A 23740-nucleotide genomic window follows, 5' to 3' on the forward strand; every position below is an offset into this window, starting at 1 on the left:
CCACGAACCCGCCGCGCCCGGTCCCGCCGCCCGGTTAGGGTGGCGCGCATGAGGCGAGTGATCCTGTCGGGTTCCACCTTCGAGGAGCGGATCGGCTACGCGCGGGCCGTGGTGGACGGCGACTGGGTGCACGTCTCGGGCACCACCGGGTTCGACTACGCCACCATGACCATCGCCGACGACGTGGTGGCGCAGGCGGAGCAGTGCCTGGCCAACATCGGGTGGGCGCTGACCGAGGCGGGAGCCTCCTTCGCCGACGTGGTGCGGGTGACCTACTACCTGCCGGACGCGGCGGACTTCGAGGCGTGCTGGCCGGCGCTGCGCCGGGTGTTCGGCGAGGTCCGGCCGGCGGCGACGATGCTGGAGTGCGGCCTGTCCGACCCGCGGATGCGGATCGAGATCGAGGTGACCGCCCGCCTCGGCGGCTGACGCGGGCGGTCGGGGCCGGGGCTCAGCGCGGGCCGTGCGCGGGCCACTCGATCGCGGGGCAGCGGTCCATCACCACGTCGAGCCCCGCCGCGGTGGCGCGCTCGTAGGCGGCCTCGTCGACCACGTCGAGCTGGAACCACACCGCCTTCGCGCCGATCGCCACGGCCTGGTCGGCGAACTCGCCGGCGGCCTCGGACCGGCGGAACACGTCCACCACGTCGACCGGGAACGGGATGTCGGCCAGCGACGCGTAGCCGGGCTCGCCGTGCACGGTCTCGGCGGCCGGGTGCACGGGCACGACCCGCTTGCCGCACTGCTGGAGGAACCTGGCCACGCCGTAGGCGGCGCGGCTCGGCGCGTTGGACAGGCCGACGACGGCCCACGTGTCGCCGGACGCCAGGACCCGGCGGATCTTCTCGGGATCACCCCACGGTTCACTCATCCTTCCAGCCTAGTCCGGCCGACGTGAACTTAATTCGCGTTACTCTCGGCCCAGCCGCCGCGCAGCCTTCGAGAGGACGCCTTGATGCGCGCAACCCGAACAGCCCTCGCCGTCACGCTGCTCGCCCTCCTCGCGCCACCCGCCGGCCACGCCGCCGCCGCCGATCCCGTCGTCTACCTCCAGAGCGCGACGACCGGCCTCAACGCCGGCGTCTCGGGCACCTCGGTGCTCCAGCGCCGGCCCAGGGGCGACGAGGACCGCCAGCAGTGGACCTGGTCCGGCCGCACCCTGCGCGAGGGGGACCGCTGCCTCGGCCGCGCCGGCGACCAGGCCGTGACGCTGCCCTGCGACAGCCCCGACGCCCAGTGGGACGTGCTGCCCGACGGCGACCGGCACCGGCTGAAGGTGCCCGGGGCCGACCGGCACCTCGTCGCGAGCGGCACCGACCAGGTGCGGGTCGGCTCCGGCGCCGACCTCTGGTACCTCACACCGGTCTCGCCGGTCCTCACCCCCGCGCCGCCGGAGGGGCAGCGGCGGCTGGACCAGGTCACCTTCCTCACCGCCCACAACGCCTACGCCAACGGCGTGGACGGCGGCTTCGCCCCGCCCTTCGTCAACCTCGCGCCCAACCAGGCCCGGGGCATCACCCGGCAGCTCGCCGACGGCGTGCGCGGCTTCCAGCTCGACGTCCACCACACCCCCGACGGCGCGATCCTCTGCCACAACAGCTGCACGCTGGTCAGCCGGCCGGTGGCGCTGTGGGTGGACGTGCAGCGGGTGGTGGACTTCCTGCGCGCCAACCCGACCGAGTTCGTCACGGTCTTCCTGGAGGACTACGTCCCCGCCGACGTGCTGCGCGCCGAGCTGAACCGGGTCGACGGCCTCGCGGACGTGCTGTTCCGGCCCGACCAGGCGGGCGTGCGCGCCACCGGCTGGCCCACCCTGGACGCCCTGCGCGCGGCGAACGATCGGCTGCTGATCTTCACCGACCGCACCCGCGCGGCCGACGGGGCGCTGCCGCGCGACAGCTTCGGCGTGATGTACCAGCAGGAGTGGACGGTGGAGAACCACTGGTCGATGGGTCCGGGGGTGGGCGGCTCGGACTGGTCCTGCCACAGCCGCTGGGGCACGCCGCTCAACCGCACCGAGCCCGGCTTCCGGCCACTGTTCGTGATGAACCACTTCCGGGACGTGCCGTTCACCGGCACCGCCACCACCGACAACGGCAAGCTGGCCGACCGCGCCCGGCGCTTCTGCGAGCCCGCCGCCCGCAAGACGCCGACCTACCTGGCCGTGGACCACTACCACCTGGGCAACCCGGCGGCGGCGGTCCAGGTCCTGTCGGGGGCGCGGTTCTAGCCGCGCTCCTGATCGCCGGGGCGCGGCAGCCCGCAGCCGGGGGCGGTCAGGTCCACCCGACCGCCCCCGGTCAGGCAGGGCACCAGCGGGTGGGTCCGCTGCGCGTACCCGGCGCCCCGGCGGACGGTCACCTCGCCGTGCTCGTCCACCTCGCACGGGTTGTTCACCGTGCAGCGCTCACCGTTCTCGTTGCCGGTGTTGTTGATCGCCACCACCCGGCCGGTCACCGCGTCGACCACCGGGGAGCCGGACGTGCCGGCGGTGGTGTCGCAGCCCACCGCGTAGCGCAGGGAGCCGGCCCAGGTCCACCTGCCCTCGCGCAGCTCGTGCACGTACCCGTCCACCGCGCAGGAGTAGACCTCGCGCCAGTAGCCGGAGACCACGCGGATACCGGCGCCCGGCGCCGCCGGTTCCGGCGCCAGCTCCAGCGCGCTCGTGCCCATCGCCTCGACCTGGGCGTAGGTCGAGGTCAGCCGGTACAGCGCGACGTCGGTGCCCGACATGGTCGCGTAGGCCAGGCCCTGCGCCCGCACCGTGCCCAGGTCGCCCCGGCCGTCCCTGGCCAGCAGGGTGAAGGCGCGGTCGGACGCCTCCTCGACCACCACCTCGTCGGCGCCCATCATCCGCACGCAGTGCCCGTTGGTGAGCACCAGCGCCGGGTCCTCCGGCCGGTGCCCGGGTGGCCGGACCACGGAGCCGGAGCAGCCGCGCAACGACACGACGCCGGTGAAGTCGACCTCGGTGAAGTCGACTTTCGGGGCGGCGGTGACCGGGGTGGTGGACAGGGGCAGCACGAGTGCGGCGGCGAGCACCGCGACCAGGTGGCGCATGGCGGTGATCAAAACAGCCGCGGCCGGGCGGCGCAGGTTCCGTCACCCGCCCGTGCCTCACCCGGACGGGGGTGATCACTCGCCCTTGCGGCCGTCCGCCAGCTCGCGCAGCAGGTCGAGGTGGCCGACGTGCCGGGCGGTCTCCTGCACGAGGTGTGCGAGCACCCAGCGGACCGTGCGCCCGTTGCCCCGGAAGTCGGCGCGCGTGCGGTCGTCCGGCCCCAGGCCGCGCAGCGCCTCGGCGGAGCGCTCCCACTCGGCGCGGTACCCGGCGATCACCGACTCGACCGTGTCGTCCTCGCGCGGCAGCCACGACGCGTCCGCGTCCTCGCCCCACAGCGACGGCGCGTCGGACCCGCCCACCTCGATGGACAGCCACCACCGCTCCACGGCGGTCAGGTGGCGCAGCACGCCCAGCGGCGTCACCACCGGGGAGGTGGGGATCGGCGCGCGGGAGGCGTCCGCCGGGTCCAGCCCCTCGACCTTGGCGACCGCGGTCAACCGCAGGAAGGTCAGGAACTCGGTCAGCAGCCGCAGCTCGTCCCGCGCGGCGGGGGCGGGCCACGCGCGTTCGTTCGAACTCATGTTCGAACCTTACGGTACCGCCGGGGCGAGATCGCGCGCGCTCCCGTGACCCCGCCTTTGCTATCGTCGGCACCGGCGTGTGTGAGCAGACGTGAGGCTGGAGCCACCCCCCGGCAACCGGGTGGCGCGAATCCGCCGCGGGGTGGGGGCACCCCTGTTCACGAGCAGGGCGATCGAGCACCTCGACCGACGCGTGAACCGCGTCCTTGTCACGCCGGGCCGGGCGGCGGGAGCGAGGACTGCCGTGGCACGCACGTCGTTGACCGAACAGCTCGTGGACCTCCGCCGGACCTACACCGGCGAGAACACCTCCCAGGCCACCCCGGCCGTCAAGGCCGTGCTGCGCGGCCTGCCCGTCGACCGGCGCGACCTCGTGGTCGACGCCCTGCGCGGCCGGGCCGACGCGCGCGGCCCGTTCCTGCCCGACGCCGAGGGGCACGACCAGCGCACGCTGGAGTGCGTGCTGCTGCGCGTCGGCCTCGACGCGGCCTCCCACCTCCAGCTCCGGCCGCCCGCGAGCATGTTGCGCCCGGCCCACGCCTTCCGCGCCGTCGAGCCGCTGCCGCACCCGCGACTGCACCTCACCGGGCACGCCGTGGGCCCGCTGCTCTACGAGCTGCTGCCCCGCCGGGACGGGGACTGGGTCGCGGGCGTGCCCGGCCTGCGCGTCACGCGCCACCCGCGCTCGGTGGAGCTGCGGCTCGTCGGCCTCGACGCGGCCGCGCACCTCGCGGGCGTGGACGACCGCGCGTGGACCGAGGGGATGCGGTACGTGCGCAACCTGATGGCGGGCCGCGGCCTGCGCGGGGACTTCATCGACGGCCCGCTCACCACCGCCGAGCGGGACCACCTGGACGAGACGCCCCACCCGACCGGGGCGGGCAGCCTGGTGCTGCGCCGCTACCACGTGTTCGCGCGGGCGCCGTGGGTCCGGATCGCGGGCCGGGGCGGGCAGTTGTGGGTGGAGTGGCCGGAGGGCCTGGGCGTCGCGCGGGTGGCCGACCGCCTGCTGCACCCGGTGTTCGGCCTGCCCGAGGCGGTCGAGACGCCGGGCGCGCCGGGCGAGCTGGGCCTCTCCACCGGGTGGTACGACGTGTTCCTCCGGGAGGTCGAGCCGCCGGACCCGGCGAACGAGCCCGCGCTGGCCGCGATGGAGTGGCCGCGGGGCGTGACGGGCTGGTGGGAGCCGCCGCACGCGGTGCGGTGATCCCCCCGGGAGGTGCCACGACCGGTGGTCCACCGATCGTGCGACCTTGTTGACGGTGGTCGTTCCCGGACCGGCTCCCGGGGGCGACCACCGGCTGCGTTCGGCCGATCGGGGTGCGTCCGATGCGACGAAGTCGCGCTCGGTGGCCGTGATCACGGCCCGAGGTAGTCGGTGCGGGACCGCCCGCCGGTAGACTGCGCTTTCACCCGGCGCGTTCGCGCCGGCCCGCCGCCGAAGTGTCAGGAGGACCCCGGTGACCCAGCAGGCTGCCGAGGCCCAGCCCGAGGTCACGCCCCGACGCGTGCTCGTGGCCGAGGACGAAGCCCTCATCCGCCTCGACCTGGTCGAGATGCTCCGCGAGGAGGGCTACGAGGTCGCGGGCCAGGCCGCGGACGGTGACGAGGCGGTCACGCTCGCCACCGAGCTGCGCCCCGACCTCGTCATCATGGACGTGAAGATGCCGAAGGTCGACGGCATCGAGGCGGCCTCCGCGATCGCCGGCCAGCGCATCGCGCCGGTGGTCATCCTCACCGCCTTCAGCCAGCGCGAGCTGGTGGAGCGCGCCCGCGACGCCGGCGCGATGGCGTACCTGGTCAAGCCGTTCGCCAAGCGGGACCTGGTGCCCGCGATCGAGCTGGCCATGAGCCGGTTCGCCGAGCTCACCGCGCTGGAGAACGAGGTCGCCGGGCTCACCGAGCGGCTGGAGACCCGCAAGGTCGTCGAGCGCGCCAAGGGCCTGCTGATGACCAAGCAGGGCCTGAGCGAGCCCGAGGCGTTCCGCTGGGTGCAGCGCACCGCCATGGACCGGCGCACCACGATGAAGGCCGTCGCCGAAGCCGTCATCGAAAACTTCGGCTGAGTTCGGCCCTCCGCCCGCCCGGATACCACACCCGTTCCCCGTTCGGTTATCGGACGGGCATCGGGTTGATTGATTGGTTACAGCCCGCATTGACCCCGTGACCTGCGGCGATTTGAGCTGGATTTAAGATTGTTAACTGTGTGGCAATTCCGGTGACTACCGTCACGATGTGGACACAGAGCAGTAAGACCACCTGTTCACCGAACTCAACTGAAGCTACGTTCCTGCCCTAACCCAGCTCTCGTGTGAGGGCTCCGCCTACCGGCGGACTGGTTGGTGTCATGGGAGGTATTCCGGTGTCAGGAGCACGACTCGGCCGAGTTCTGGCGCTGGCGGCGGCATCGTCGCTGGTGCTCGCGGCGTGCGCGGGCGGCGGCGGGGGCGGCGGCGAAACGGGCGGGGACGCCTCGACGGTCAAGATCGGGTTCATGGGTGACCTCACCGGTGAGAACTCCGCGATCGTGATCCCGCCCTTCAACGGGGCGAAGATGGCCATCGCCGAGTACAACGCCAAGAACCCCGCGGTCAAGATCGAGCTGGAGGAGTACGACAGCCAGGGCAAGCCCGACCAGGCGACCTCGCTGATCACGCAGGCCATCGGCCAGGACAAGATCGTCGGCCTCATCGGCCCGGCGTTCTCCGGCGAGTCGAAGGCCATCGGCGCCCAGCTGGAGGAGAACAAGATCCCCAGCGTGTCGCCCTCCGCCACCAACCCGGGTCTGGCCGCCAACGGCTGGACCTACTGGCACCGCGTCGTGGCCAACGACGACGACCAGGGCCCCGGCATCGCGGAGTTCCTGGTCACGGCCAAGAGCCCGAAGAAGGCGTTCGTCCTGTCCGACGACCAGGAGTACTCGGTCGGCCTGGCGGACGCGGTCGCCAAGTCCTTCGAGGGCAAGGGCGTGACCGTCGAGCGCGACAAGTTCGCCAAGGACGCGTCCGACTACTCCTCGACCGTCACCAAGGTCGCCTCGTCGAACCCCGACGTGATCGTCTTCGGCGGCTACTACGCCCAGGCCGGCCGTCTGCTCAAGCAGCTGCGCGACGGCGGCGTGACCGCCACCTTCGCCTCCGGTGACGGCTCGCTGGACCAGCAGCTCGTCAGCGGCGCGGGCGCCCAGGCGGCCGAGGGCGCCGTCCTCGCCTGCCCGTGCAACATCCCGTCGCCGGACGTGACCGGCCCGCTGAAGACGTTCTTCGACAACTACAAGAAGTCCGCCAACGCGGACCCGGCGATCTACTCCACCGAGGGCTACGACTCGGCGACCGCCTTCATCAAGGCCGTCGAGGCGGGCAACACCACCTCGGACAAGATCAACGAGTTCCTGAAGACGGTCAGCTTCGAGGGCGTCTCCAAGCCGATCAAGTTCAAGGCCAACGGCGAGCCGGAGAACAACTCCATCTTCGTCTACCAGGTCAAGGACGGCATCCTGAAGCTGCTCGGCCCGGCCGAGTCGGCCAAGCTCGAAGGCTGATCCCCGAGACGGAATCAGGCAAAGCAAGCTGAGCTGGGGAGCGGGAGTGTCGTACCAACGACGGCTCCCGCTCCCCACCACTATGGCTAAGTTTCTTCCCCGCCCGTCTCGTGAGGCAAAGCTGTCATGGATGATTTTCTCAACCAGTTCCTACCCAGCACGGTGGGCGGACTGGTGTTCGGCTCCATCTACGCGCTGATCGCCCTCGGCTACACGATGGTCTACGGCGTGCTGCGCTTGATCAACTTCGCGCACTCCGAGATCTTCATGATCGGCACGTTCACGTCGCTCGTGGTGATCACGACCATCGCACCCGCGGCACCGCTGACCGGGTTCGCGCTGTTCGGCGTGATGGTGTTGATCATCGTGCTCTCGGCGGCCGTATCCGGTGGCGCCGCGGTCCTGCTGGAGCTGGTGGCCTACCGGCCGCTGCGCAAGAAGGGCGCCACCCGGCTGACCGCCCTGATCTCCGCGATCGGCGCGTCGCTGTTCCTCCAGGAGCTGTTCGCGCTCGTCATCATCCCCTGGTTGACCGGCAAGCCCGGCCGCAACCAGCAGTCCGTGGCCCGCATCGTCGACCGCGACACGGTGTTCACCGTGGGCAACGCGGCGGTGCGCCTCGACCACATCATCGTCGTGGTCGCCGCGGTCATCATGATGGTCGCGCTGGACCGCCTGGTGAACCGGACCAAGATCGGCCGCGGCATCCGGGCCACCGCCCAGGACCCCGAGTCCGCCGTGCTGATGGGTGTCAGCATCGACAACATCGTGCGCACCACGTTCATGCTCGGTGGCGCGATGGCGGGCGTCGCCGGCGCGCTGTACCTGATGGAGTTCGAGAACACCGACTACCGCATCGGCTTCGTGCTGGGCATCAAGGCGTTCACCGCCGCGGTGCTCGGCGGCATCGGCAACCTGCGCGGCGCGCTGCTCGGCGGCATCGCGCTCGGCCTCGTCGAGAACTGGGGCGCGATCTTCCTGGGCTCCGAGTGGAAGGACGTCATCGCCTTCACCATCCTGGTGGTCGTGCTGATGTTCCGCCCGACCGGCATCCTCGGGGAATCCCTGCAGAAGGCCCGCGCATGAAAGGCAACGGAGTGACTGGCAACGCGAAGCCGTCGAGGCGGGTGGGCGCCCTGGTCGACGGCGCCCGCGACTGGTGGGAGCACGCGAAGACCTGGCAGCGGTACCTGGTGTACCTCGGCGCGATCGCCCTGGCGCTGGTGCTGCCCGCGCCGTGGATCGGCTCGTTCATGTCGCCGGGCGCAGACTGGACCACGGTGCTGATCTACCCGATCGGCACCTACATCCTGCTGGCGATCGGCCTGAACGTCGTGGTCGGCCAGGCGGGTCTGCTCGACCTCGGGTTCGTGGCGTTCTTCGCCATCGGCGGGTACTCGGTCGCCTACTTCGGCACCCAGTACGGCTGGAACTACTGGGCCACCGTGGCGTTCGGCATCATCCTCGCGGCGGTGTCCGGCGTCATCCTCGGCGCGCCGACGCTGCGCCTGCGCGGTGACTACCTCGCCATCGTGACGCTCGGCTTCGGTGAGATCGTCCGCATCACGGCGAACAACACCGACGAGATCGGCGGCGCCCGCGGCATCACGAACATCCCGCACCCGACCGACATCCCGGGCGTCGTGGAGTTCAAGCTGCTGCCCGCGCCGTACTACTACCTGATGGTGATCGCGATCGTGCTGGTCATCATCTTCTCGGTGCGGCTCCAGAAGTCCCGCGTCGGCCGCGCCTGGGCCGCGATCCGCGAGGACGAGGACGCGGCCGAGCTGATGGGCGTGCCCACGTTCAAGTTCAAGCTGCTCGCGTTCGCCATCGGCGCCATGATCGGCGGCCTGGCGGGCGGCATCTACGCGGGCAAGGCGGTGTTCATCGAGCCGAACACCTTCCCGTTCATCCTGTCCGCGACGATCCTCGCCGCGGTCGTGCTCGGCGGTTCCGGCAACCTGCCCGGCGTGATGCTCGGCGCGTTCATCATCGCCTGGCTGCCCGAGCGGTTCCGCGAGTCCGAGTGGTTGACCAACCTGCTGGGCCGTGACCCGGCCGAGTACCGCATCCTGCTGTTCGGCGGCGTGCTGGTGCTCATGATGGGTCTTCGCCCGGAGGGCCTGCTGCCGTCGCGGCGGCGCAAGGCCGAGCTGCACGAGGGCACCGGCGGCATGGGCGCGATGGGCGCCGAGGTCGCGGGTCCGGACACCGAGGTCTCGACGGAGGCGGCCAAGTGAGCACTCCCGTCCTTCAGCTGGACAACGTCACCATGCGCTTCGGCGGCGTGGTCGCCCTCCGCGAGGCGCGGATCACCCTCGCCCAGGGCGAGATCTTCGCCCTCATCGGGCCGAACGGCGCGGGCAAGACCACGGTGTTCAACGTGGTCACCGGCGTCTACGCGCCGACCGAGGGCCAGGTGCTGTTCAACGGGCAGCAGATCGAGGGCCACAAGCGGTTCAAGATCACCAAGATGGGCATCGCCCGCACGTTCCAGAACATCCGGCTGTTCCACAACATGTCGGCCCTGGAGAACGTGATGGTGGGCGCGGACGCGCACCACAGGACCGGCGCCGTCGGCGCGACGCTGAACCTGCCGTGGCACCGCAAGGAGGAGAAGCGCGGACGCGAGCTGGCGCGGGAGCTGCTCGACTTCGTCGGCATCCCCGGGCGGACCCACGAGACCGCGAAGAACCTGCCCTACGGCGACCAGCGCAGGCTGGAGATCGCGCGGGCGCTGGCCACGGACCCGAAGCTCCTGCTGCTCGACGAGCCGGCCGCGGGCATGAACCCGGCGGAGAAGGAATCGCTCCAGGTCCTCATCCGCAAGATCCGCGACAGCGGCCGCACCGTGCTGCTGATCGAGCACGACATGAGCCTGGTCATGGGCGTCAGCGACCGCGTGGCGGTGCTCGACTTCGGCCAGCTGATCGCAGAAGGGCTGCCGCACGAGGTGCAGAACGACCCGAAGGTCATCGAGGCGTACCTGGGGGTGTCCGAAGATGCTTCTTGAGATCAAGGACATCCACGTCCACTACGGCAAGATCGCGGCGATCAAGGGCATCAGCCTGGAGGTCGCCGACGGTGAGATCGTCTCGCTCATCGGCGCCAACGGCGCGGGCAAGACGACCACGCTGAAGACGATCTCCGGCCTGCGCCCGCTGACCAGCGGCAAGGTGCTGTTCAACGGCGAGGACATCTCCCGGATGCCCGGCCACAAGCGGGTCCTGGCGGGCATCGGGCAGTCACCGGAGGGCCGGGGCGTGTTCCCCGGCATGACGGTGCAGGAGAACCTGCTCATGGGCGCCTACACCCGCAAGGACGACCTGAGCGCCGACCTGGCCGAGGTCTACGAGCTGTTCCCGCGGCTCGCCGAGCGCAAGAACCAGTTCGGCGGCACCATGTCCGGCGGCGAGCAGCAGATGATCGCCATCGGCCGGGCGCTGATGACCAAGCCGAAGGTGCTCCTGCTCGACGAGCCGTCGATGGGCCTCGCGCCCATGCTCATCGCGCAGATCTTCGAGATCGTCAAGGAGATCAACAACCGCGGCACGACCGTGCTCCTGGTCGAGCAGAACGCGCAGCAGGCGCTGAAGCTCTCCGACCGCGCGTACGTGCTGGAGACCGGCCGGGTGGTCAAGAGCGCACCGGGCCCGGAGCTGCTGGACGACCCCCAGGTGCGCGCGGCGTACCTGGGCGGCCACTAGTCCGGCGTCACCCGGTCGGGGAGGTCCCGCCGGCCCGGCTACGGCCGGGTCAGCGGGATCTCCGTGCCCGTCGCGTCCTTCAGGTCGGTCAGCGTCGGCCCGCCGTACACGCGCAGCGACCGCGGCTCCGCGTCGGCGGGGATGTCGTAGTACACGTCGTACTCCAGGCGCACGTTCGCGCCCAGGTCGACCACGTCCGGCTGCCGCTTCACGAGCATGGCCTGCTCGTCCGGCGTGTGCTCGCCACCGCGGTCGTCGATCAGCACGTGCCTGCGGGCGGCGAACGACACGCTGCTGCGCCCGTTGTTGACCACGCTCATCCGGACCCGCGCGAACCGCCCCCGGGCGTGGTGCTCGGCGTGGCTCCCGATCAGCGTGGGCACCCCGCTGGTCAACCCGAGCAGGGTGAACGCCGTGTCCCCGTCCGCCGTGGTGGGCACCCGCAGCACCCGCTCGTCGGGCCGCGCCGTCCCCACCGGCACCGGATAACCCTCCCGCCCAACAGACGTCGGCCCACCCCCGCCTGCCCCCTCTCCCTCACCGGACCCCCCACACGCCCCACCCACCCCACCCAGCACCACGACCAACGCCACCACCACCGCGCGCCGCATAGCCACCCCCGCGAGTCGTACGTCCAGGACCACCGTGTCGTACGCCCAGGACCCCCGAGTTCAGCGTTCAGGACCTCCGAGTTCAACACTCGGAACCCCCGGGCGCCACCTTTCCGGGTGGTCAGCGCTGCGGGGCCTCCTTGAGGAAGCAGGTCAGGCGGGCCGTGCACACGCGGCGTTCCCGCTCGTCGCTGATGGCGATCTCGTACGTGGCGGTGCTGCGCCCCCGGTGCACGGGCGTGCACACCCCGGTGACGACACCCTCCGTGACACCCCGGTGGTGCGTGCACGACAGCTCCAGGCCCACCGCCAGCCGCTCCGGCGCCGCGTGCATGGCCGCCGCGATCGAACCCAGGGTCTCGGCCAGCGCCGCGCTCGCGCCGCCGTGCAGCAGCCCGTACGGCTGCCGGTTGCCCTTGACGGGCATCGTCCCGACCAGGCGATCGGCATCCCATCGGGTGATCTCGATGCCGAGCCTGTCGGTCAGCTGCTCGTGGGCGGCCGCCGGGTCGGCGCCGGGGGTTTCCTCGGGTGATGTCGTCACGAACGTGCTCCACGGGTCGTCACGCGTCTGCTCCACGGGGTGCGGAACTGTCGGGCCCTCACCCTAGACTCGCCCCGTGAGCACTCCAGAAGCCTCCCGCCTGCTGCTGGTCGACGGCCACTCCATGGCCTACCGGGCGTTCTTCGCCCTGCCCAAGGAGAACTTCCAGACCGCGACCGGGCAGACCACCAACGCGGTGTACGGCTTCACCTCGATGCTGATCAACCTGCTGCGCGACGAGAAGCCCACCCACGTGGCGGTGGCCTTCGACGTCTCGCGCAAGACCTTCCGCACCGAGGCTTACGCGGAGTACAAGGCCGGGCGCAGCGCGACCCCCGACGAGTTCCGCGGGCAGGTCGACCTGATCAAGGACGTGCTGGGCACGCTGCGCATCCCGGTGCTCACCAAGGAGGACTTCGAGGCCGACGACGTCATCGCCACGCTCACGACGCAGGCGACCGACCTCGGGTGGGACGTCCTCATCTGCACCGGCGACCGCGACGCGTTGCAGCTGGTCAACGACAAGGTGACGGTGCTGTACCCCGTCAAGGGCGTGTCCGAGATGGCCCGCTACACACCGGAACTGGTGCTGGAGAAGCAGGGCGTGCCGCCCGGCCTCTACGCCGACTACGCGGCGGTGCGCGGCGACTCCTCGGACAACCTGCCCAACACCCCCGGCGTCGGCCCGAAGACGATCGTGAAGCTGCTCACCCAGTTCGGGTCGCTCGACGGGCTGATCGACCACGTCGACGAGGTGTCGGGCAAGGTGGGCGACGCGCTGCGCGCCAACCTGCCCAACATCATGCTGAACCGGCGGCTCACCGAACTGGTGCGGGACGTGGAGCTGCCCGCGGGCCCCACCGACCTGGAGGTCAAGCCGTGGGACCGCGACGCGGTGCACCGGCTGTTCGACGAACTGGAGTTCCGGGTGCTGCGGGACCGCCTGTTCGCCACGCTGTCCACCGCCGAGCCGGAGGCCGAGGAGGGCTTCGAGGTGCGCGGCGGCGCGGTGCCCGCCGGCGGGCTGGCGGCCTGGCTGGCCGAGCACGCGCGCGGCGGCCGGGTCGGCGTCGCGTTCCGGTCCTCGGGCGGTGAGCTGGAGGGTCTGGCGTTCGCCGCGGTCGGCGGCGAGGGCGGGTACGTCGAGGTGGCCGCGCTCACCGAGGAGGACGAGAACGCGCTGGCCGCGTGGCTGGCCGACGAGTCGGCGCCCAAGGCGGCGCACGACCTGAAGCTGCCGCTGCGCGCGCTGCGGGCCCGGGGCTGGGCGCTGCGCGGCGTCACCAGCGACACCGCGCTGGCGGCGTACCTGGTGCGGCCGGGCCAGCGGTCGTTCAACCTCGACGACCTCGCGCTGCGCTACCTCCAGCGGGAGCTGCGCGCCGAGGACTCGGACGACAACCAGTTGTCGCTGCTGGCCGACGAGGAGGAGGAGCGGCAGAAGGTCGCCCAGGGCGTGATCGTGCGGGCCTTCGCGGTGGCGGAGCTGGCCGACGCGCTGGACGCCGAGCTGGTGCGCACCGGCCAGGAGTCGCTGCTGTCCGAGCTGGAGCTGCCGTTGCAGCACGTGCTCGACGAGGTCGAGGCGGTCGGCATCGCGATCGACGCCGAGCACCTGGCGGCGCTGGAGGCGCACTTCGCGGCGGGCGTGAAGCAGGCCGCCCAGGACGCGTACTCGGTGATCGGCCGGGAGATCAACCTCGGCTCGCCCAAGCAGCTCCAGGTGGTGCTGTTCGACGAGCTGAACATGCCGAAGACGAAGAAGACCAAGACCGGCTACACCACCGACGCGGACGCGCTCCAGAACCTGTTCGAGGCCACCGAGCACCCGTTCCTCCAGCACCTGCTCGCGCACCGCGACGTGACCAGGCTCAAGACCACGGTCGACGGCCTGCTCAAGGCGGTGGCCGACGACGGGCGCATCCACACCACGTTCCACCAGACGATCGCGGCGACCGGGCGGCTGTCGTCGACCGACCCGAACCTCCAGAACATCCCCATCCGCACCGACGAGGGCCGGCGCATCCGCCAGGGGTTCGTGGTCGGGCCCGGGTACTCCGAGCTGATGACGGCGGACTACAGCCAGATCGAGATGCGGATCATGGCCCACCTGTCCGAGGACGAGGGGCTGATCGAGGCGTTCCGCAGCGGCGAGGACCTGCACACGTTCGTGGCGTCCCGCGCGTTCTCGGTGCCGACCTCCGAGGTGACGCCGGAGCACCGCCGCCGCGTCAAGGCCATGTCCTACGGGCTGGCGTACGGGCTGTCGGAGTTCGGGCTGGCGCAGCAGCTGCGCATCTCCGCGGTGGAGGCGCGGGAGCAGAAGGAGGCGTACTTCTCCCGCTTCGGCGGGGTGCGCGACTACCTGCACGAGGTGGTGGAGGTGGCCCGGAAGAAGGGCTACACCGAGACCATCCTCGGCCGCCGCCGCTTCCTGCCGGACCTCAACAACGACAACCGGCAGCGGCGCGAGATGGCGGAGCGGATGGCGCTGAACGCCCCGATCCAGGGCAGCGCGGCGGACATCGTCAAGGTGGCGATGCTGGGCGTGTTCCGGGCGCTGGTGGACTCCGGGCTGCGGTCGCGGATGCTGCTCCAGGTGCACGACGAACTGGTGCTGGAGATCGCCGAGGGGGAGCGCGAGGCGGTGGAGGCGCTGGTCCGCGAGCACATGGGCAACGCCTACGAGCTGTCGGTGCCGCTGGAGGTGTCGGTGGGCGTGGGCCGGTCCTGGGACGACGCGGCGCACTGAGGGCGAGCGGCCCGGCACGAGCCGGAGCCGGGCCCGGCAGTGCCGGGCCCCGCGCTGACGCACCCGTCCCCGGCGGGTGCGGACAGCCGTACTTCGCTCCCGCCGACGCTGCCCGATGATCGTGGTGGCGAACGGGGGACGGCGATGGTCGACAGGTCGGCACCGGGGTGGTCGCGGCTGTTCCTCCCGATCGGGGTGTTCCTCGGGATCTTCGGGGTGTTCAACTTCGCCGAGCTGCCGCTGGGCTGGAAGGACCGCCAGGAGCAGGTCGGCCGCTACCTCGACGCCACGCTGGCCCTGGGCGCCGACTGGGTGATGCCGGTGATCTGGCTGGCCAAGCTGGTCGAACTGGCCCTGGGCCTGCTCGCCCTCGCCGCCACCGCACGGCGCGACACCCGGTGGCTGGCCGCGGCGGTGGTCGGCTGGCTGGCGTGGTTCACCCTGTTCAGCGCCGTGGACATGTGGGCGGCCGACCGGGTCGAGCTCCAGGAGCACACCGTCTACTTCGTCATGTTCGCGGTGCTGCTCGGCATGATCCACGTCGTCTCGGCGGTGGAGCGCTTCCTCGACGCGCGCCGGTGATCCGGGGCGGGCGGGCGGCCGGGTATCCGGCCTCCCGGCGGAGCGGCACCCCGGCAGCCACCGGGCCCGCGCAAGCGTTTGCGGCCACCTGTGCCGGCCCGACCCGCCGGTGCCCCAGATCCGTCCACTGTGGACCTGAGGGGTGCTCGGCGAACCGGTGCGCGCGGTGATCCATCAGCCCTGTGGCTGAGCCCGTTCGGGTGGATCTTCTTCGCTGGAAGGGTGACGAAGGTAACCTGATCGGGTGCCGTTCCTGGGGTCAGCCGACGAGTTGCCGCACCCTCCGCGACGGGTGCTCGTGACCGGGACCTCGGGTTCCGGAAAAACGACCCTGGCCCGTTCCGCCGCGGCGTTGCTCGGAGTGTCCTGTGTGGAGATGGACGCCCTCTTCCACGGTCCGCAGTGGACCCCCAGGGCAGAGTTCCTCGCCGACGTCCGCCGGTTCGCCGACGGCTCGGCCTGGGTCACCGAGTGGCAGTACTCCGCGGCGCGCCCGCTGCTGCTGGAGCGCGCCGACACCCTGGTCTGGCTGGACCACCCGAGGCACGTGGTGATGCGCCGGGTGGCGGTGCGCACGGCGGTGCGCCGGTTCCGCCGCCAGGAGCTGTGGAACGGCAACGTGGAACCGCCCCTGCGCACGGTGCTCACCGACCCCGAGCACCTGCTGCGCTGGGCGTGGCGGTCCCACCGCCGCACCGGCGAACGGGTCCGCGGGGTAGTCGCGGGCGAGCACGGCAACCGGCTCGCGGTGGTGCGGTTGCGAGGACAGCGTCAGGTCGACCAATGGCGGTCCGGCCCGTTGCGCCGGGCCGCGGAGCGGGGCGAGGAGTCGGTGCGATGAGCGAGCGGACGGCGTTGGTGCTGGGCGGCACCGGGATGCTGAAGGGTTGCGCGGACGAGCTGCTGGCGCGGGGCTGGCAGGTGGTGCTGCCGAGCCGCCGGGCCGAGGTGGGCCTCGGTCGGGCGGCTCGGGCCTCGCTGGGCACGCGCGGCCACGTGCCGCAGCAGGCCGGGCGGGCGCGGCCGGTGGTCGCGGACTGGGCGCGGCCGGAGGAGCTGGCCGAGCGGGTGCGGGCGGTGCTGGACCACCCCGCCGACCTGCTGGTGGCGTGGGTGCACGCGAGCTACCGGGACGACGTGTTGCGGGCCGTCGCGCCGCTGCTCGCACCTCGCGCGCCCGTGGTGGAGGTGCACGACAGCAGCACCGTCCAGCCGGTGCGCGGGATGCCGGACCCGGTGCTGGAGGGCCACCCGGCGCAGCAGGTGGTGCTGGGCTTCGTCCGGCACGGCGGCTCGACCCGGTGGCTCAGCCACGAGGAGACCTCGGAGGGCGTGCTGGAGGCCGTGCACCGCGCGCTGGAGGGCAGACCGCCCTCGGTCCACCAGATCGGCGAGATCGACACCTGGGTGATGCGGCACTAGCCCCCGACCGGGCTAACCCGGGCGCAGCCCCCGGACCAGCAGCAGCACCGATTCGCGCACCTCGGCGCGGCTGCGCTCGGGTTGGAACACCTGCCAGTCCAGCGCGATCACCAGCAGGGTGCCGAACAGCGCCGCGGCCGCCGTGCCGACCTCCACGCCCTCGGGCAGCCCGCCCGCGTCGGACAGCCGCTGCACCCGGTCGCGGATGATGGACACGATGTCGTCGCGCAGCAGGCTCAGCGTGCCGTGCCACTGCCCCGGCGTGCGCCACAGCTCGGAGACCAGCAGCTGCCCGAACGCCGGGTACTCGGCGAAGAACCCGAGCACCCCGTCCACCAGCGCCGAGGTCGCCGCCTCGGTCCCGACCTCGTCCCCGGCCACCCGCAGCCGGCCCGCGAGCAGCTCCACGCCGTGCCGCAGCAGGGCGTCGACCAGCGCGTCCTTGCTGGCGAAGTTGTAGTAGACGGTGCCCTTGGCGACCCCGGCCTCGGCGGCGATCTCCTCCACGGTCACGCTCGCCGCGCCCCGCTCGCCGACCAGCCTCAGCGCGGCGTCGAACAGCTTCTGCTTGGTCGCCGCGGTGCGGCCGGGACGCGCGCCGGTCACGGCACCGGTTCGGGTTCGGGGCGAGACGGGGTCCACACCCGCTGCTTATAGGCGGCGAACGTCGCCAGGGCAAGGCCCCCGATCAGGTGGGCGACCAGGACCGGGGTGTCCTCGTGTTGAACTGACCGGTCAGTTCAACCAGCGAACCGCGAGGGGCCGCCCGCAACCGCCGGGGGTGTGGCCTAGCGCAACGCGCCCGCCGGGCGCACCTCCCACATCGTCCACAGTGGACGGTAGCCCTGCCGGGGCCAGAACACCGAGGACAGCGGGTTCGGCGGGTTGTAGTAGAGGTAGGTGCCGACCGTGCCCAGCCGCGCCAGCTCGCGGTGCGCGAACGCCATCAGCTGCCGGCCCACGCCGCTGCCCCGCGCGCCCGGCAGCACCGACACGCAGTTCACGTAGCCCCAGCGGCCCGGCGGCAGGCGGGAGCCGGTCCAGTTGCCCGGCTCCGCGGTCACCACCGCGCACTCGACCAGCCCCACCGCCACGCCGTCGCGCTCGGCCAGCCACATCGGGCCGCCCGCGGCCAGCCGGTCGGCCAGCCCCCGCCGCTTGAGCTCCACCGCGTCCGGCCGCCGCACCGTGGAGCCGACCATCGACGAGTAGTGCAGCTCGGCCAGCGCCAGCGCGAGCACGGCCTCCAGGTCGCCGGGCGTGGCCCGGCGGATCGTCGCGACCCCCGCCACCGGCGGGCTCGGCCCGCGCCGCACCGCGATCACGGTCAGCGGCACCAGGCCGTGGTCGAGCAGCGCCCGGGTCGCCTCCGCGTCCCGGCTCGGCCAGGTCAGCACGCACGCCGAGTCGCGCTCGGCCGGCCGCGCCAGGTCCAGCCGCTTGCGCCAGGCGCGCAGCAGCGCGTCCATGCCCGCCCCGCCCGTGCCGCCCAGCAGCGGCGCCAGCTCCCACACCTCGGTCGCCGACCACAGGCGGGCGGGGGAGCGGCGCTCGTGCACCTGGTGGTGCAGCACCCCCGCGACCCGCGTGCCGTCCGGCAGGGCCGCGGTCACCACGTCCCCGTCCGCCGGGGCGGTCACCGGGGGCAGCAGCGGGTCGATGCCCGCGAACCGCGCGCTCTGCGCGTCCACCAGCACCCGCCCCACGGTCATGCCCGGGAGGCTACGGCTTCCGGGTGCGGAAGATCGCGGTGCCCGGGAACAGCCGGCCGCGCAGCGGGCTCCACTGGCCCCACCTGCGGGTGTGGCCCGCCGGCCACTCCGGCTCCACCAGGTCCAGCAGCTCCAACCCCGCCCCGACGAGGGCCCGCACGTAGTCCCCGGTGGTCCGGTGGTGCTCCACGTACGTGGCCCGGCCCGACTCGTCGACCTCCACGTACGGCGTCCGGTCGAAGTACGACTGGGTCACGGTCAGCCCACCCGGTCCCGGGTCGTCCGGGAAGATCCACCTCATCGGGTGAGTCACGGAGAACACCCACGGCGCCCCCGGCCGCAGCACGCGGGCCACCTCGCGGAACACCTCGCCCACGTCCGCCACGAACGGCACGCCGCCGAACGCCGAGCACGCCGCGTCGAAGGACCCGTCCCGGAACGGCAGTTGGTCGGCGCTGGCCTGGACCAGCGGCACGTCGAGCCCGGTCGCCGCGTTGCCCGCGCGGGCGTGCCGCAGCATCCCGGCCGACAGGTCCAGCGCCACCACCCCGGCCCCCCGGCCGGCCAGCCACCGCGCGCACGGCGCCGAGCCGCAGCCGACCTCCAGCACCCGCCGCCCGCGCACGTCGCCGAGGAAGCCGGCGTCCGCCTCGCGGAGCCCCTCCGGGCACCAGACGAAGTCCGCCGCGCCGAGGAAACCCCCGTGCTCGGCGTGGTAGTCGTCGGCGTCGGCGTCCCACCACACCCGGTTGGCCGCCCGCGACTCGTCGGCGTCGGCGCCCCGCTTGGCGATGCCGGTGGTGCCGAGCGCCAGTTCGGCGCTCGCGTGCTGGTCGGACACACTGCTCCATTCACGTGGACCGGTTTGCCCGGCGGTCGTCGAGCCGCGTACGATACCGCGTGCGTGGTGCGTTCGCGCTGCCCATGATCGGTGATCCCCTGGTGAGTCGGTCTCCGCGGTGGGGCGTGCCCTCCGCGAAGCGTTGAACCCGCAGGCCGAAACCCCAATCCGTACCGGAGCCACCTACCTAATGTCCACCGACACCACCACTGTCCCGGTTGCCGCTGCGCCGAAGCAGGTCGCCATCAACGATATCGGGACGGAGGAGGACTTCCTCGCTGCTATCGACAAGACGATCAAGTACTTCAACGACGGCGATATCGTCGAGGGCACGATCGTCAAGGTCGACCGGGACGAGGTCCTGCTCGACATCGGCTACAAGACCGAGGGCGTCATCCCCTCGCGCGAGTTGTCGATCAAGCACGACGTCGACCCCAACGAGGTCGTCAAGGTCGGTGACGAGGTCGAGGCCCTCGTCCTCCAGAAGGAGGACAAGGAAGGCCGGCTGATCCTCTCCAAGAAGCGCGCCCAGTACGAGCGCGCCTGGGGCACCATCGAGGCCCTCAAGGAGAAGGACGAGCCGGTCCGCGGCACGGTCATCGAGGTCGTCAAGGGCGGCCTGATCCTGGACATCGGCCTGCGTGGCTTCCTCCCCGCCTCCCTGGTGGAGATGCGGCGCGTGCGCGACCTCCAGCCGTACGTCGGCCGGGAGCTCGAAGCCAAGATCATCGAGCTGGACAAGAACCGCAACAACGTGGTCCTGTCCCGCCGCGCCTGGCTGGAGCAGACCCAGTCCGAGGTCCGCAGCGAGTTCCTCAACCAGCTGCAGAAGGGCCAGGTCCGCAAGGGCGTCGTGTCCTCCATCGTCAACTTCGGTGCCTTCGTGGACCTGGGTGGCGTCGACGGCCTGGTGCACGTCTCCGAGCTGTCCTGGAAGCACATCGACCACCCCTCCGAGGTCGTCGAGGTCGGCCAGGAGGTCACCGTCGAGGTCCTCGACGTCGACATGGAGCGCGAGCGCGTGTCGCTGTCGCTCAAGGCGACGCAGGAAGACCCGTGGCGCCAGTTCGCCCGCACCCACGCGATCGGCCAGATCGTGCCGGGCAAGGTCACCAAGCTCGTCCCGTTCGGCGCGTTCGTCCGGGTGGACGAGGGCATCGAGGGCCTGGTCCACATCTCCGAGTTGGCCGAGCGCCACGTCGAGATCCCGGAGCAGGTCGTGCAGGTCGGCGACGACGTCATGGTCAAGGTCATCGACATCGACCTGGACCGCCGCCGCATCTCGCTCTCGCTGAAGCAGGCGAACGAGGGCTTCACGCCGGACTCGGAGTTCGACCCGACCCAGTACGGCATGGCCGCCGAGTACGACGACCAGGGGAACTACATCTACCCCGAGGGCTTCGACCCGGAGACCCAGGAGTGGCAGGAAGGCTTCGACAAGCAGCGCGAGGAGTGGGAGCGGCAGTACGCCGAGGCCCACACGCGCTACGAGGCCCACATGAAGCAGGTCGTGAAGGCCGCTGCCGCCGAGGAGGAGGCCGCGGGCGAGACGAACTACTCGTCCGGTGGCGACGCCCCGGCCGCCGCGTCCTCCACGGGCGCCCCGGCCCAGGCCGGTGGCACCCTGGCCAGCGACGAGCAGCTGGCCGCGCTGCGGGAGAAGCTGTCGGGCGGCGCCTGATCGCTTGAGGTTCGCTGAACCTCCCGGTCGCCCCCTGCCCACAACGGGCAGGGGGCGATCCCTTTTCCTGGGTCTCCGGTCCCCACCCAGAGTCACCAAACCATGACTTTTCGCCGCGAAACCATCCGATTGCGCTAGGTTGATCACCCTATGGGTGCGCGGATGGTGGGCCTCGTGGTGCTGGCGGTGCTGTGCTCGGCCTGCGTGTCCGAGCCGTCCCCGGCCGCGCCGCCGCCGCGGATCCCGACGATCCTGCCGCCCACCACGATCACCAGGGTCCCGCAGATGGTGGACCGCGAGCTGCCCGTCGACTGCGAGCTGATCGTGCCGACCGACGTGCTCACCACCCACCTCGGCCACGAGCTGCCCGGCGAGCTGACGCAGGTCGTCGGCATCCCCGAGCCGTCCCTCGGCCGCACCGCCAAGATCGACTGCTACTACGGCGTCGGCCGGGGCCTCGCGACCGCCCCGGTGGTCGTCGGCCTGGCCACGTACGTGGACGAGCCCACCGCCGCGGGCCGCGTCACCGACAGCGTGGACGCCGAGCGCCGCGAGGGCGCCACCGCCACGCAGGTCGACGTGACCAGGCACAAGGCGTCCCTGGTCACGACCAGGGACGAGCGGCTGCTCATCGGCTCCCTGGGGAAGACCACGTTCGTGGCGCGCGTCAAGGCCGGCGTCGTCCCGGACGAGAAGGTGGGCGCCGTCCTCGCCGCGCTGGCGCAGCAGGCGATGACCCCCGTCGAGGAGGACTGAGGGCCCCGCGGCCGGCAGGCTGTGCCCATGTTGCGCGTGGGCCTCTCCGGGGGAATCGGGTCGGGCAAGTCGACGGTGGCGGGCAGGCTCGCCGAGCACGGGGCGGTGGTGGTCGACGCCGACCTGCTCGCGCGGGAGGTGGTCGAACCCGGCACCGAGGGGCTGGCTGAGATCGTCGAGGCGTTCGGCGCCGACGTCGTGGGCGCCTCCGGCGCGCTGAACCGCCCGGCCCTGGCGGCGAGGGTGTTCAGCGACGAGGCGGCCCGCGCCACCCTCAACGGCATCACCCACCCGAGGATCGCCGCCCGCACCGCCGAGCTGATCGCCGCCGCGCCCGCGGAGGCGATCGTCGTGCACGACGTGCCGCTGCTGGTGGAGAACGGCCTCGCGCCGCTGTACCACCTGGTGGTGATCGTGCACGCGGACGTCGAGGAGCGCGTGCGGCGGCTGGTCGGCCGGGGGCTGGCCGAGGACGACGCCCGCAGGCGCGTCGCCGCCCAGGCCGACGACGAGCAGCGGCGCCGGGTCGCGGACGTGTGGCTGGACAACTCCGGCACCCCGGACGTGGTGCTGTCGCGGGTGGACGAGCTGTGGGCGGACCGGCTGGTGCCCTACGAGGCCAACGTCCGGCTGCGCCGCCACCGGGGGACCCCGCCGGTCGTGGTGCCCTACGACGGGACGTGGCCCGAGCAGGCGGACCGCGTCGTCGCCCGGCTCCGGGCGGTGGCCGGCGGCCGCGCGGTCGAGCACATCGGCTCCACGGCGGTGCCCGGCCTCGCGGCCAAGGACGTGCTGGACCTCCAGCTCGGCGTGCGGTCGCTGGAGGAGGCCGCCGAACTGGAGGACGTGCTGTCCGACGGGGGTTTCCCGGGTCTCGGCCTGAGCGAGGACACCCCTCGGAACCCCGGCGACGCGCCGGAGCTGTGGCGCAAGCGGCTGCACGTGGGCGGCGACCCGAAGCGCCGGGTCAACCTGCACGTGCGGGTCGAGGACGGCCCGGCGTGGCGGTGGGCGATCCGCTTCCGCGACTGGCTGCGGGCCGACGCGGCGGCGCGCGCGGAGTACGAGGCGCTGAAGCTGGAGCTGGCCGGGAGGCACCGGGTGGACGGCCACAGCCTCGACTACGCCGACGCCAAGGACCCGTGGATGGCCGCCGCGACCGCCCGGGTCGAGGCGTTCTACAGGGGCGGCCAGGCGTCGTAGATGCCGCGGTGGGTCAGCCACGCCCGCAGGTCGTGGCGGTGCAGGCTGACCTCCTCCAGGGTGCGGTGCACGGTGCGCAGCGCCTGATCGGCGTCGTCGGGCCCCAGCACGCGCCCGGCGACGGCGGCCGCGAACTCCTCGGAGCGCACGATCCGCGCGGTCGTGCCGCCCGGCACGGCCAGGCCCAGAAGCAGGTCCGTGGTGCGCCACGCGCGGCCGTCGCGCTGCACGCGGACCGCGCTGAGCACGCTCGGGCCGCTGCGGGCGTGCCGGGAGCGGGGTCGGTGGTGGGTGAGCCGCAGACCGAGCTCCGGCATCAACCAGGTGACCTCGGAATCCGAGAACGGGTCCTCGGGGGTGGGGCACTCCAACCGCAGCCCCCAGTCCTCGACCCGGCACGTGGACAGGAGTCGCGACGTGCCGCTGGAGTAGCTGCGAACTGCGCTGATGGTGTCGACCACGTCGACCAGCTGAGGTGTGATGACCGCTCCCACGCGATCCGAGGGTAGCCGCAGGTGTGCTCCCGGTAACTGTCCGGGTCGATTTGTTACATCACGGTCTGTGGTGTATGCGGTCTCTATCCGGTGACGGACCGGGATGGCGGTTGACCTGCATGTGTGACTGTCTGTATTAGCGCCGATGCCGGTTCGTGATCATCGCCCGGGTGGGTGGCGCGGGTTGCCGGGGTGGGCGCGCGCTCCGGCGCCGGGCGGGCGAGGCGCGCAGGTGGGGAACCGCGC

The 23740-nt window shown here is 72.1% G+C and carries 25 protein-coding genes; 16 read left to right on the plus strand and 9 right to left on the minus strand.

Features of this window, described 5'->3' with window-relative positions:
* Window positions 1-48: 48 nt before the first annotated feature.
* Complete coding sequence (locus tag ACFP3R_RS07375; RefSeq protein ID WP_380634039.1) at window positions 49-429, plus strand: RidA family protein; 381 nt, start codon at window positions 49-51, stop codon at window positions 427-429.
* A gap of 22 nt (window positions 430-451) precedes the next feature.
* Here ACFP3R_RS07375 and ACFP3R_RS07380 read toward each other — a convergent pair whose 3' ends face one another.
* Window positions 452-871, minus strand: coding sequence for a CoA-binding protein (locus ACFP3R_RS07380; RefSeq protein WP_380634041.1), 420 nt, complete (start codon window positions 869-871; stop codon window positions 452-454).
* Window positions 872-955: 84 nt separating this feature from the next.
* Here ACFP3R_RS07380 and ACFP3R_RS07385 point away from each other — a divergent pair, with 84 nt between their 5' ends.
* Complete coding sequence (locus ACFP3R_RS07385; RefSeq protein ID WP_380634042.1) at window positions 956-2230, plus strand: phosphoinositide-specific phospholipase C-related protein; 1275 nt, start codon at window positions 956-958, stop codon at window positions 2228-2230.
* Here ACFP3R_RS07385 and ACFP3R_RS07390 read toward each other — a convergent pair.
* Together ACFP3R_RS07390 and ACFP3R_RS07395 are read right to left on the minus strand one after the other, a co-directional pair.
* Window positions 2227-3060: a S1 family peptidase gene (locus ACFP3R_RS07390; protein ID WP_380634043.1), complete on the minus strand. Its 834-nt coding sequence runs from the start codon at window positions 3058-3060 to the stop codon at window positions 2227-2229. The genes ACFP3R_RS07385 and ACFP3R_RS07390 overlap by 4 nt on opposite strands.
* A 75-nt stretch (window positions 3061-3135) precedes the next feature.
* Entirely contained in the window at window positions 3136-3645 is a 510-nt protein-coding gene (locus ACFP3R_RS07395) for a DinB family protein (RefSeq protein WP_380634044.1), read from the minus strand.
* Window positions 3646-3889: 244 nt separating this feature from the next.
* Here ACFP3R_RS07395 and ACFP3R_RS07400 point away from each other — a divergent pair, with 244 nt between their 5' ends.
* The 7 genes from ACFP3R_RS07400 (at window position 3890) to ACFP3R_RS07430 (ending at window position 10896) form a co-directional block, all read left to right on the plus strand.
* Window positions 3890-4852 (plus strand): hypothetical protein, encoded by a 963-nt coding sequence (locus ACFP3R_RS07400; RefSeq protein ID WP_380634046.1) that lies wholly within the window; start codon window positions 3890-3892, stop codon window positions 4850-4852.
* A gap of 253 nt (window positions 4853-5105) precedes the next feature.
* On the plus strand, window positions 5106-5711 hold the full coding sequence (locus tag ACFP3R_RS07405; RefSeq protein WP_380634048.1) for an ANTAR domain-containing response regulator: 606 nt from the start codon (window positions 5106-5108) through the stop codon (window positions 5709-5711).
* A 296-nt stretch (window positions 5712-6007) separates the two neighbouring features.
* Window positions 6008-7186, plus strand: a complete 1179-nt coding sequence (locus ACFP3R_RS07410) for a branched-chain amino acid ABC transporter substrate-binding protein (protein WP_380634050.1) — start codon at window positions 6008-6010, stop codon at window positions 7184-7186.
* Between the two features lie 126 nt (window positions 7187-7312).
* Window positions 7313-8272: a branched-chain amino acid ABC transporter permease gene (locus ACFP3R_RS07415; RefSeq protein WP_380634053.1), complete on the plus strand. Its 960-nt coding sequence runs from the start codon at window positions 7313-7315 to the stop codon at window positions 8270-8272.
* Window positions 8269-9429, plus strand: coding sequence for a branched-chain amino acid ABC transporter permease (locus ACFP3R_RS07420; RefSeq protein WP_380634056.1), 1161 nt, complete (start codon window positions 8269-8271; stop codon window positions 9427-9429). The genes ACFP3R_RS07415 and ACFP3R_RS07420 overlap by 4 nt, the downstream gene beginning before the upstream one ends.
* Before the next feature lie 32 nt (window positions 9430-9461).
* Entirely contained in the window at window positions 9462-10202 is a 741-nt protein-coding gene (locus ACFP3R_RS07425; protein ID WP_380634239.1) for an ABC transporter ATP-binding protein, read from the plus strand.
* Entirely contained in the window at window positions 10192-10896 is a 705-nt protein-coding gene (locus tag ACFP3R_RS07430; RefSeq protein ID WP_380634058.1) for an ABC transporter ATP-binding protein, read from the plus strand. The genes ACFP3R_RS07425 and ACFP3R_RS07430 overlap by 11 nt, the downstream gene beginning before the upstream one ends.
* A gap of 38 nt (window positions 10897-10934) precedes the next feature.
* Here the strand turns inward: ACFP3R_RS07430 and ACFP3R_RS07435 are convergent, their stop codons facing one another.
* Window positions 10935-11378, minus strand: coding sequence for a DUF4352 domain-containing protein (locus ACFP3R_RS07435; RefSeq protein ID WP_380634061.1), 444 nt, complete (start codon window positions 11376-11378; stop codon window positions 10935-10937).
* 250 nt (window positions 11379-11628) lie between these two features.
* A complete protein-coding gene (locus ACFP3R_RS07440) occupies window positions 11629-12051 on the minus strand; it encodes a hotdog fold thioesterase (RefSeq protein ID WP_380634240.1) in 423 nt (140 codons plus the stop codon).
* A 76-nt stretch (window positions 12052-12127) separates the two neighbouring features.
* Here ACFP3R_RS07440 and polA point away from each other — a divergent pair, with 76 nt between their 5' ends.
* The 4 genes from polA to ACFP3R_RS07460 all read left to right on the plus strand — a co-directional run bounded on the left by polA (window position 12128) and on the right by ACFP3R_RS07460 (window position 16807).
* Window positions 12128-14803 (plus strand): DNA polymerase I, encoded by a 2676-nt coding sequence (polA, locus tag ACFP3R_RS07445; RefSeq protein WP_380634062.1) that lies wholly within the window; start codon window positions 12128-12130, stop codon window positions 14801-14803.
* 144 nt (window positions 14804-14947) lie between these two features.
* Window positions 14948-15385, plus strand: coding sequence for a hypothetical protein (locus ACFP3R_RS07450; RefSeq protein WP_380634064.1), 438 nt, complete (start codon window positions 14948-14950; stop codon window positions 15383-15385).
* 376 nt (window positions 15386-15761) lie between these two features.
* Window positions 15762-16226: a P-loop NTPase family protein gene (locus ACFP3R_RS07455; RefSeq protein WP_380634066.1), complete on the plus strand. Its 465-nt coding sequence runs from the start codon at window positions 15762-15764 to the stop codon at window positions 16224-16226.
* On the plus strand, window positions 16223-16807 hold the full coding sequence (locus tag ACFP3R_RS07460) for a Rossmann-fold NAD(P)-binding domain-containing protein (protein ID WP_380634069.1): 585 nt from the start codon (window positions 16223-16225) through the stop codon (window positions 16805-16807). The genes ACFP3R_RS07455 and ACFP3R_RS07460 overlap by 4 nt, the downstream gene beginning before the upstream one ends.
* 12 nt (window positions 16808-16819) lie before the next feature.
* On the opposite strand, the gene ACFP3R_RS07465 is transcribed toward ACFP3R_RS07460, so the two are convergent.
* From ACFP3R_RS07465 to ACFP3R_RS07475, 3 genes are all read right to left on the minus strand, one after another.
* A complete protein-coding gene (locus ACFP3R_RS07465; RefSeq protein ID WP_380634071.1) occupies window positions 16820-17413 on the minus strand; it encodes a TetR/AcrR family transcriptional regulator in 594 nt (197 codons plus the stop codon).
* Between the two features lie 182 nt (window positions 17414-17595).
* Window positions 17596-18519 carry a GNAT family N-acetyltransferase gene (locus ACFP3R_RS07470; protein WP_380634073.1) on the minus strand — a complete coding sequence of 308 codons (924 nt, stop codon included), beginning with the start codon at window positions 18517-18519 and terminating at the stop codon, window positions 17596-17598.
* A 10-nt stretch (window positions 18520-18529) separates the two neighbouring features.
* Window positions 18530-19360, minus strand: coding sequence for a class I SAM-dependent methyltransferase (locus ACFP3R_RS07475; protein ID WP_380634076.1), 831 nt, complete (start codon window positions 19358-19360; stop codon window positions 18530-18532).
* A 190-nt stretch (window positions 19361-19550) separates the two neighbouring features.
* Between ACFP3R_RS07475 and rpsA the strand changes: the two genes are divergently transcribed.
* The 3 genes from rpsA (at window position 19551) to coaE (ending at window position 23000) form a co-directional block, all read left to right on the plus strand.
* The gene (gene rpsA, locus ACFP3R_RS07480; RefSeq protein ID WP_380634079.1) at window positions 19551-21041 is read left to right on the plus strand and encodes a 30S ribosomal protein S1; all 1491 of its coding nucleotides are present in this window, start codon (window positions 19551-19553) and stop codon (window positions 21039-21041) included.
* A gap of 162 nt (window positions 21042-21203) precedes the next feature.
* Window positions 21204-21797 (plus strand): hypothetical protein, encoded by a 594-nt coding sequence (locus ACFP3R_RS07485; protein WP_380634081.1) that lies wholly within the window; start codon window positions 21204-21206, stop codon window positions 21795-21797.
* Window positions 21798-21824: 27 nt separating this feature from the next.
* Window positions 21825-23000 (plus strand): dephospho-CoA kinase, encoded by a 1176-nt coding sequence (gene coaE / locus ACFP3R_RS07490; protein ID WP_380634084.1) that lies wholly within the window; start codon window positions 21825-21827, stop codon window positions 22998-23000.
* On the opposite strand, the gene ACFP3R_RS07495 is transcribed toward coaE, so the two are convergent.
* Window positions 22976-23494 (minus strand): ribonuclease FAU-1 family protein, encoded by a 519-nt coding sequence (locus tag ACFP3R_RS07495; protein WP_380634087.1) that lies wholly within the window; start codon window positions 23492-23494, stop codon window positions 22976-22978. The two genes, coaE and ACFP3R_RS07495, sit on opposite strands and share 25 nt — an antisense overlap.
* Window positions 23495-23740 lie beyond the last annotated feature (246 nt).

Origin of the sequence: Saccharothrix lopnurensis (assembly GCF_042658445.1) — a bacterium.
Taxonomy (GTDB): domain Bacteria; phylum Actinomycetota; class Actinomycetes; order Mycobacteriales; family Pseudonocardiaceae; genus Actinosynnema; species Actinosynnema lopnurensis.

Coding starts and splice junctions, on each gene's coding strand:
- ACFP3R_RS07375 (WP_380634039.1), top strand. CDS start 49: ATGAGGCGAGTGATCCTGTCGGGTTCCACCTTCGAGGAGCGGATCGGC.
- ACFP3R_RS07380 (WP_380634041.1), bottom strand. CDS start 871: ATGAGTGAACCGTGGGGTGATCCCGAGAAGATCCGCCGGGTCCTGGCG.
- ACFP3R_RS07385 (WP_380634042.1), top strand. CDS start 956: ATGCGCGCAACCCGAACAGCCCTCGCCGTCACGCTGCTCGCCCTCCTC.
- ACFP3R_RS07390 (WP_380634043.1), bottom strand. CDS start 3,060: ATGCGCCACCTGGTCGCGGTGCTCGCCGCCGCACTCGTGCTGCCCCTG.
- ACFP3R_RS07395 (WP_380634044.1), bottom strand. CDS start 3,645: ATGAGTTCGAACGAACGCGCGTGGCCCGCCCCCGCCGCGCGGGACGAG.
- ACFP3R_RS07415 (WP_380634053.1), top strand. CDS start 7,313: ATGGATGATTTTCTCAACCAGTTCCTACCCAGCACGGTGGGCGGACTG.
- ACFP3R_RS07420 (WP_380634056.1), top strand. CDS start 8,269: ATGAAAGGCAACGGAGTGACTGGCAACGCGAAGCCGTCGAGGCGGGTG.
- ACFP3R_RS07425 (WP_380634239.1), top strand. CDS start 9,462: ATGCGCTTCGGCGGCGTGGTCGCCCTCCGCGAGGCGCGGATCACCCTC.
- ACFP3R_RS07430 (WP_380634058.1), top strand. CDS start 10,192: ATGCTTCTTGAGATCAAGGACATCCACGTCCACTACGGCAAGATCGCG.
- ACFP3R_RS07450 (WP_380634064.1), top strand. CDS start 14,948: ATGGTCGACAGGTCGGCACCGGGGTGGTCGCGGCTGTTCCTCCCGATC.
- ACFP3R_RS07455 (WP_380634066.1), top strand. CDS start 15,762: ATGGACGCCCTCTTCCACGGTCCGCAGTGGACCCCCAGGGCAGAGTTC.
- ACFP3R_RS07460 (WP_380634069.1), top strand. CDS start 16,223: ATGAGCGAGCGGACGGCGTTGGTGCTGGGCGGCACCGGGATGCTGAAG.
- ACFP3R_RS07470 (WP_380634073.1), bottom strand. CDS start 18,519: ATGACCGTGGGGCGGGTGCTGGTGGACGCGCAGAGCGCGCGGTTCGCG.
- rpsA (WP_380634079.1), top strand. CDS start 19,551: ATGTCCACCGACACCACCACTGTCCCGGTTGCCGCTGCGCCGAAGCAG.
- ACFP3R_RS07485 (WP_380634081.1), top strand. CDS start 21,204: ATGGTGGGCCTCGTGGTGCTGGCGGTGCTGTGCTCGGCCTGCGTGTCC.
- coaE (WP_380634084.1), top strand. CDS start 21,825: ATGTTGCGCGTGGGCCTCTCCGGGGGAATCGGGTCGGGCAAGTCGACG.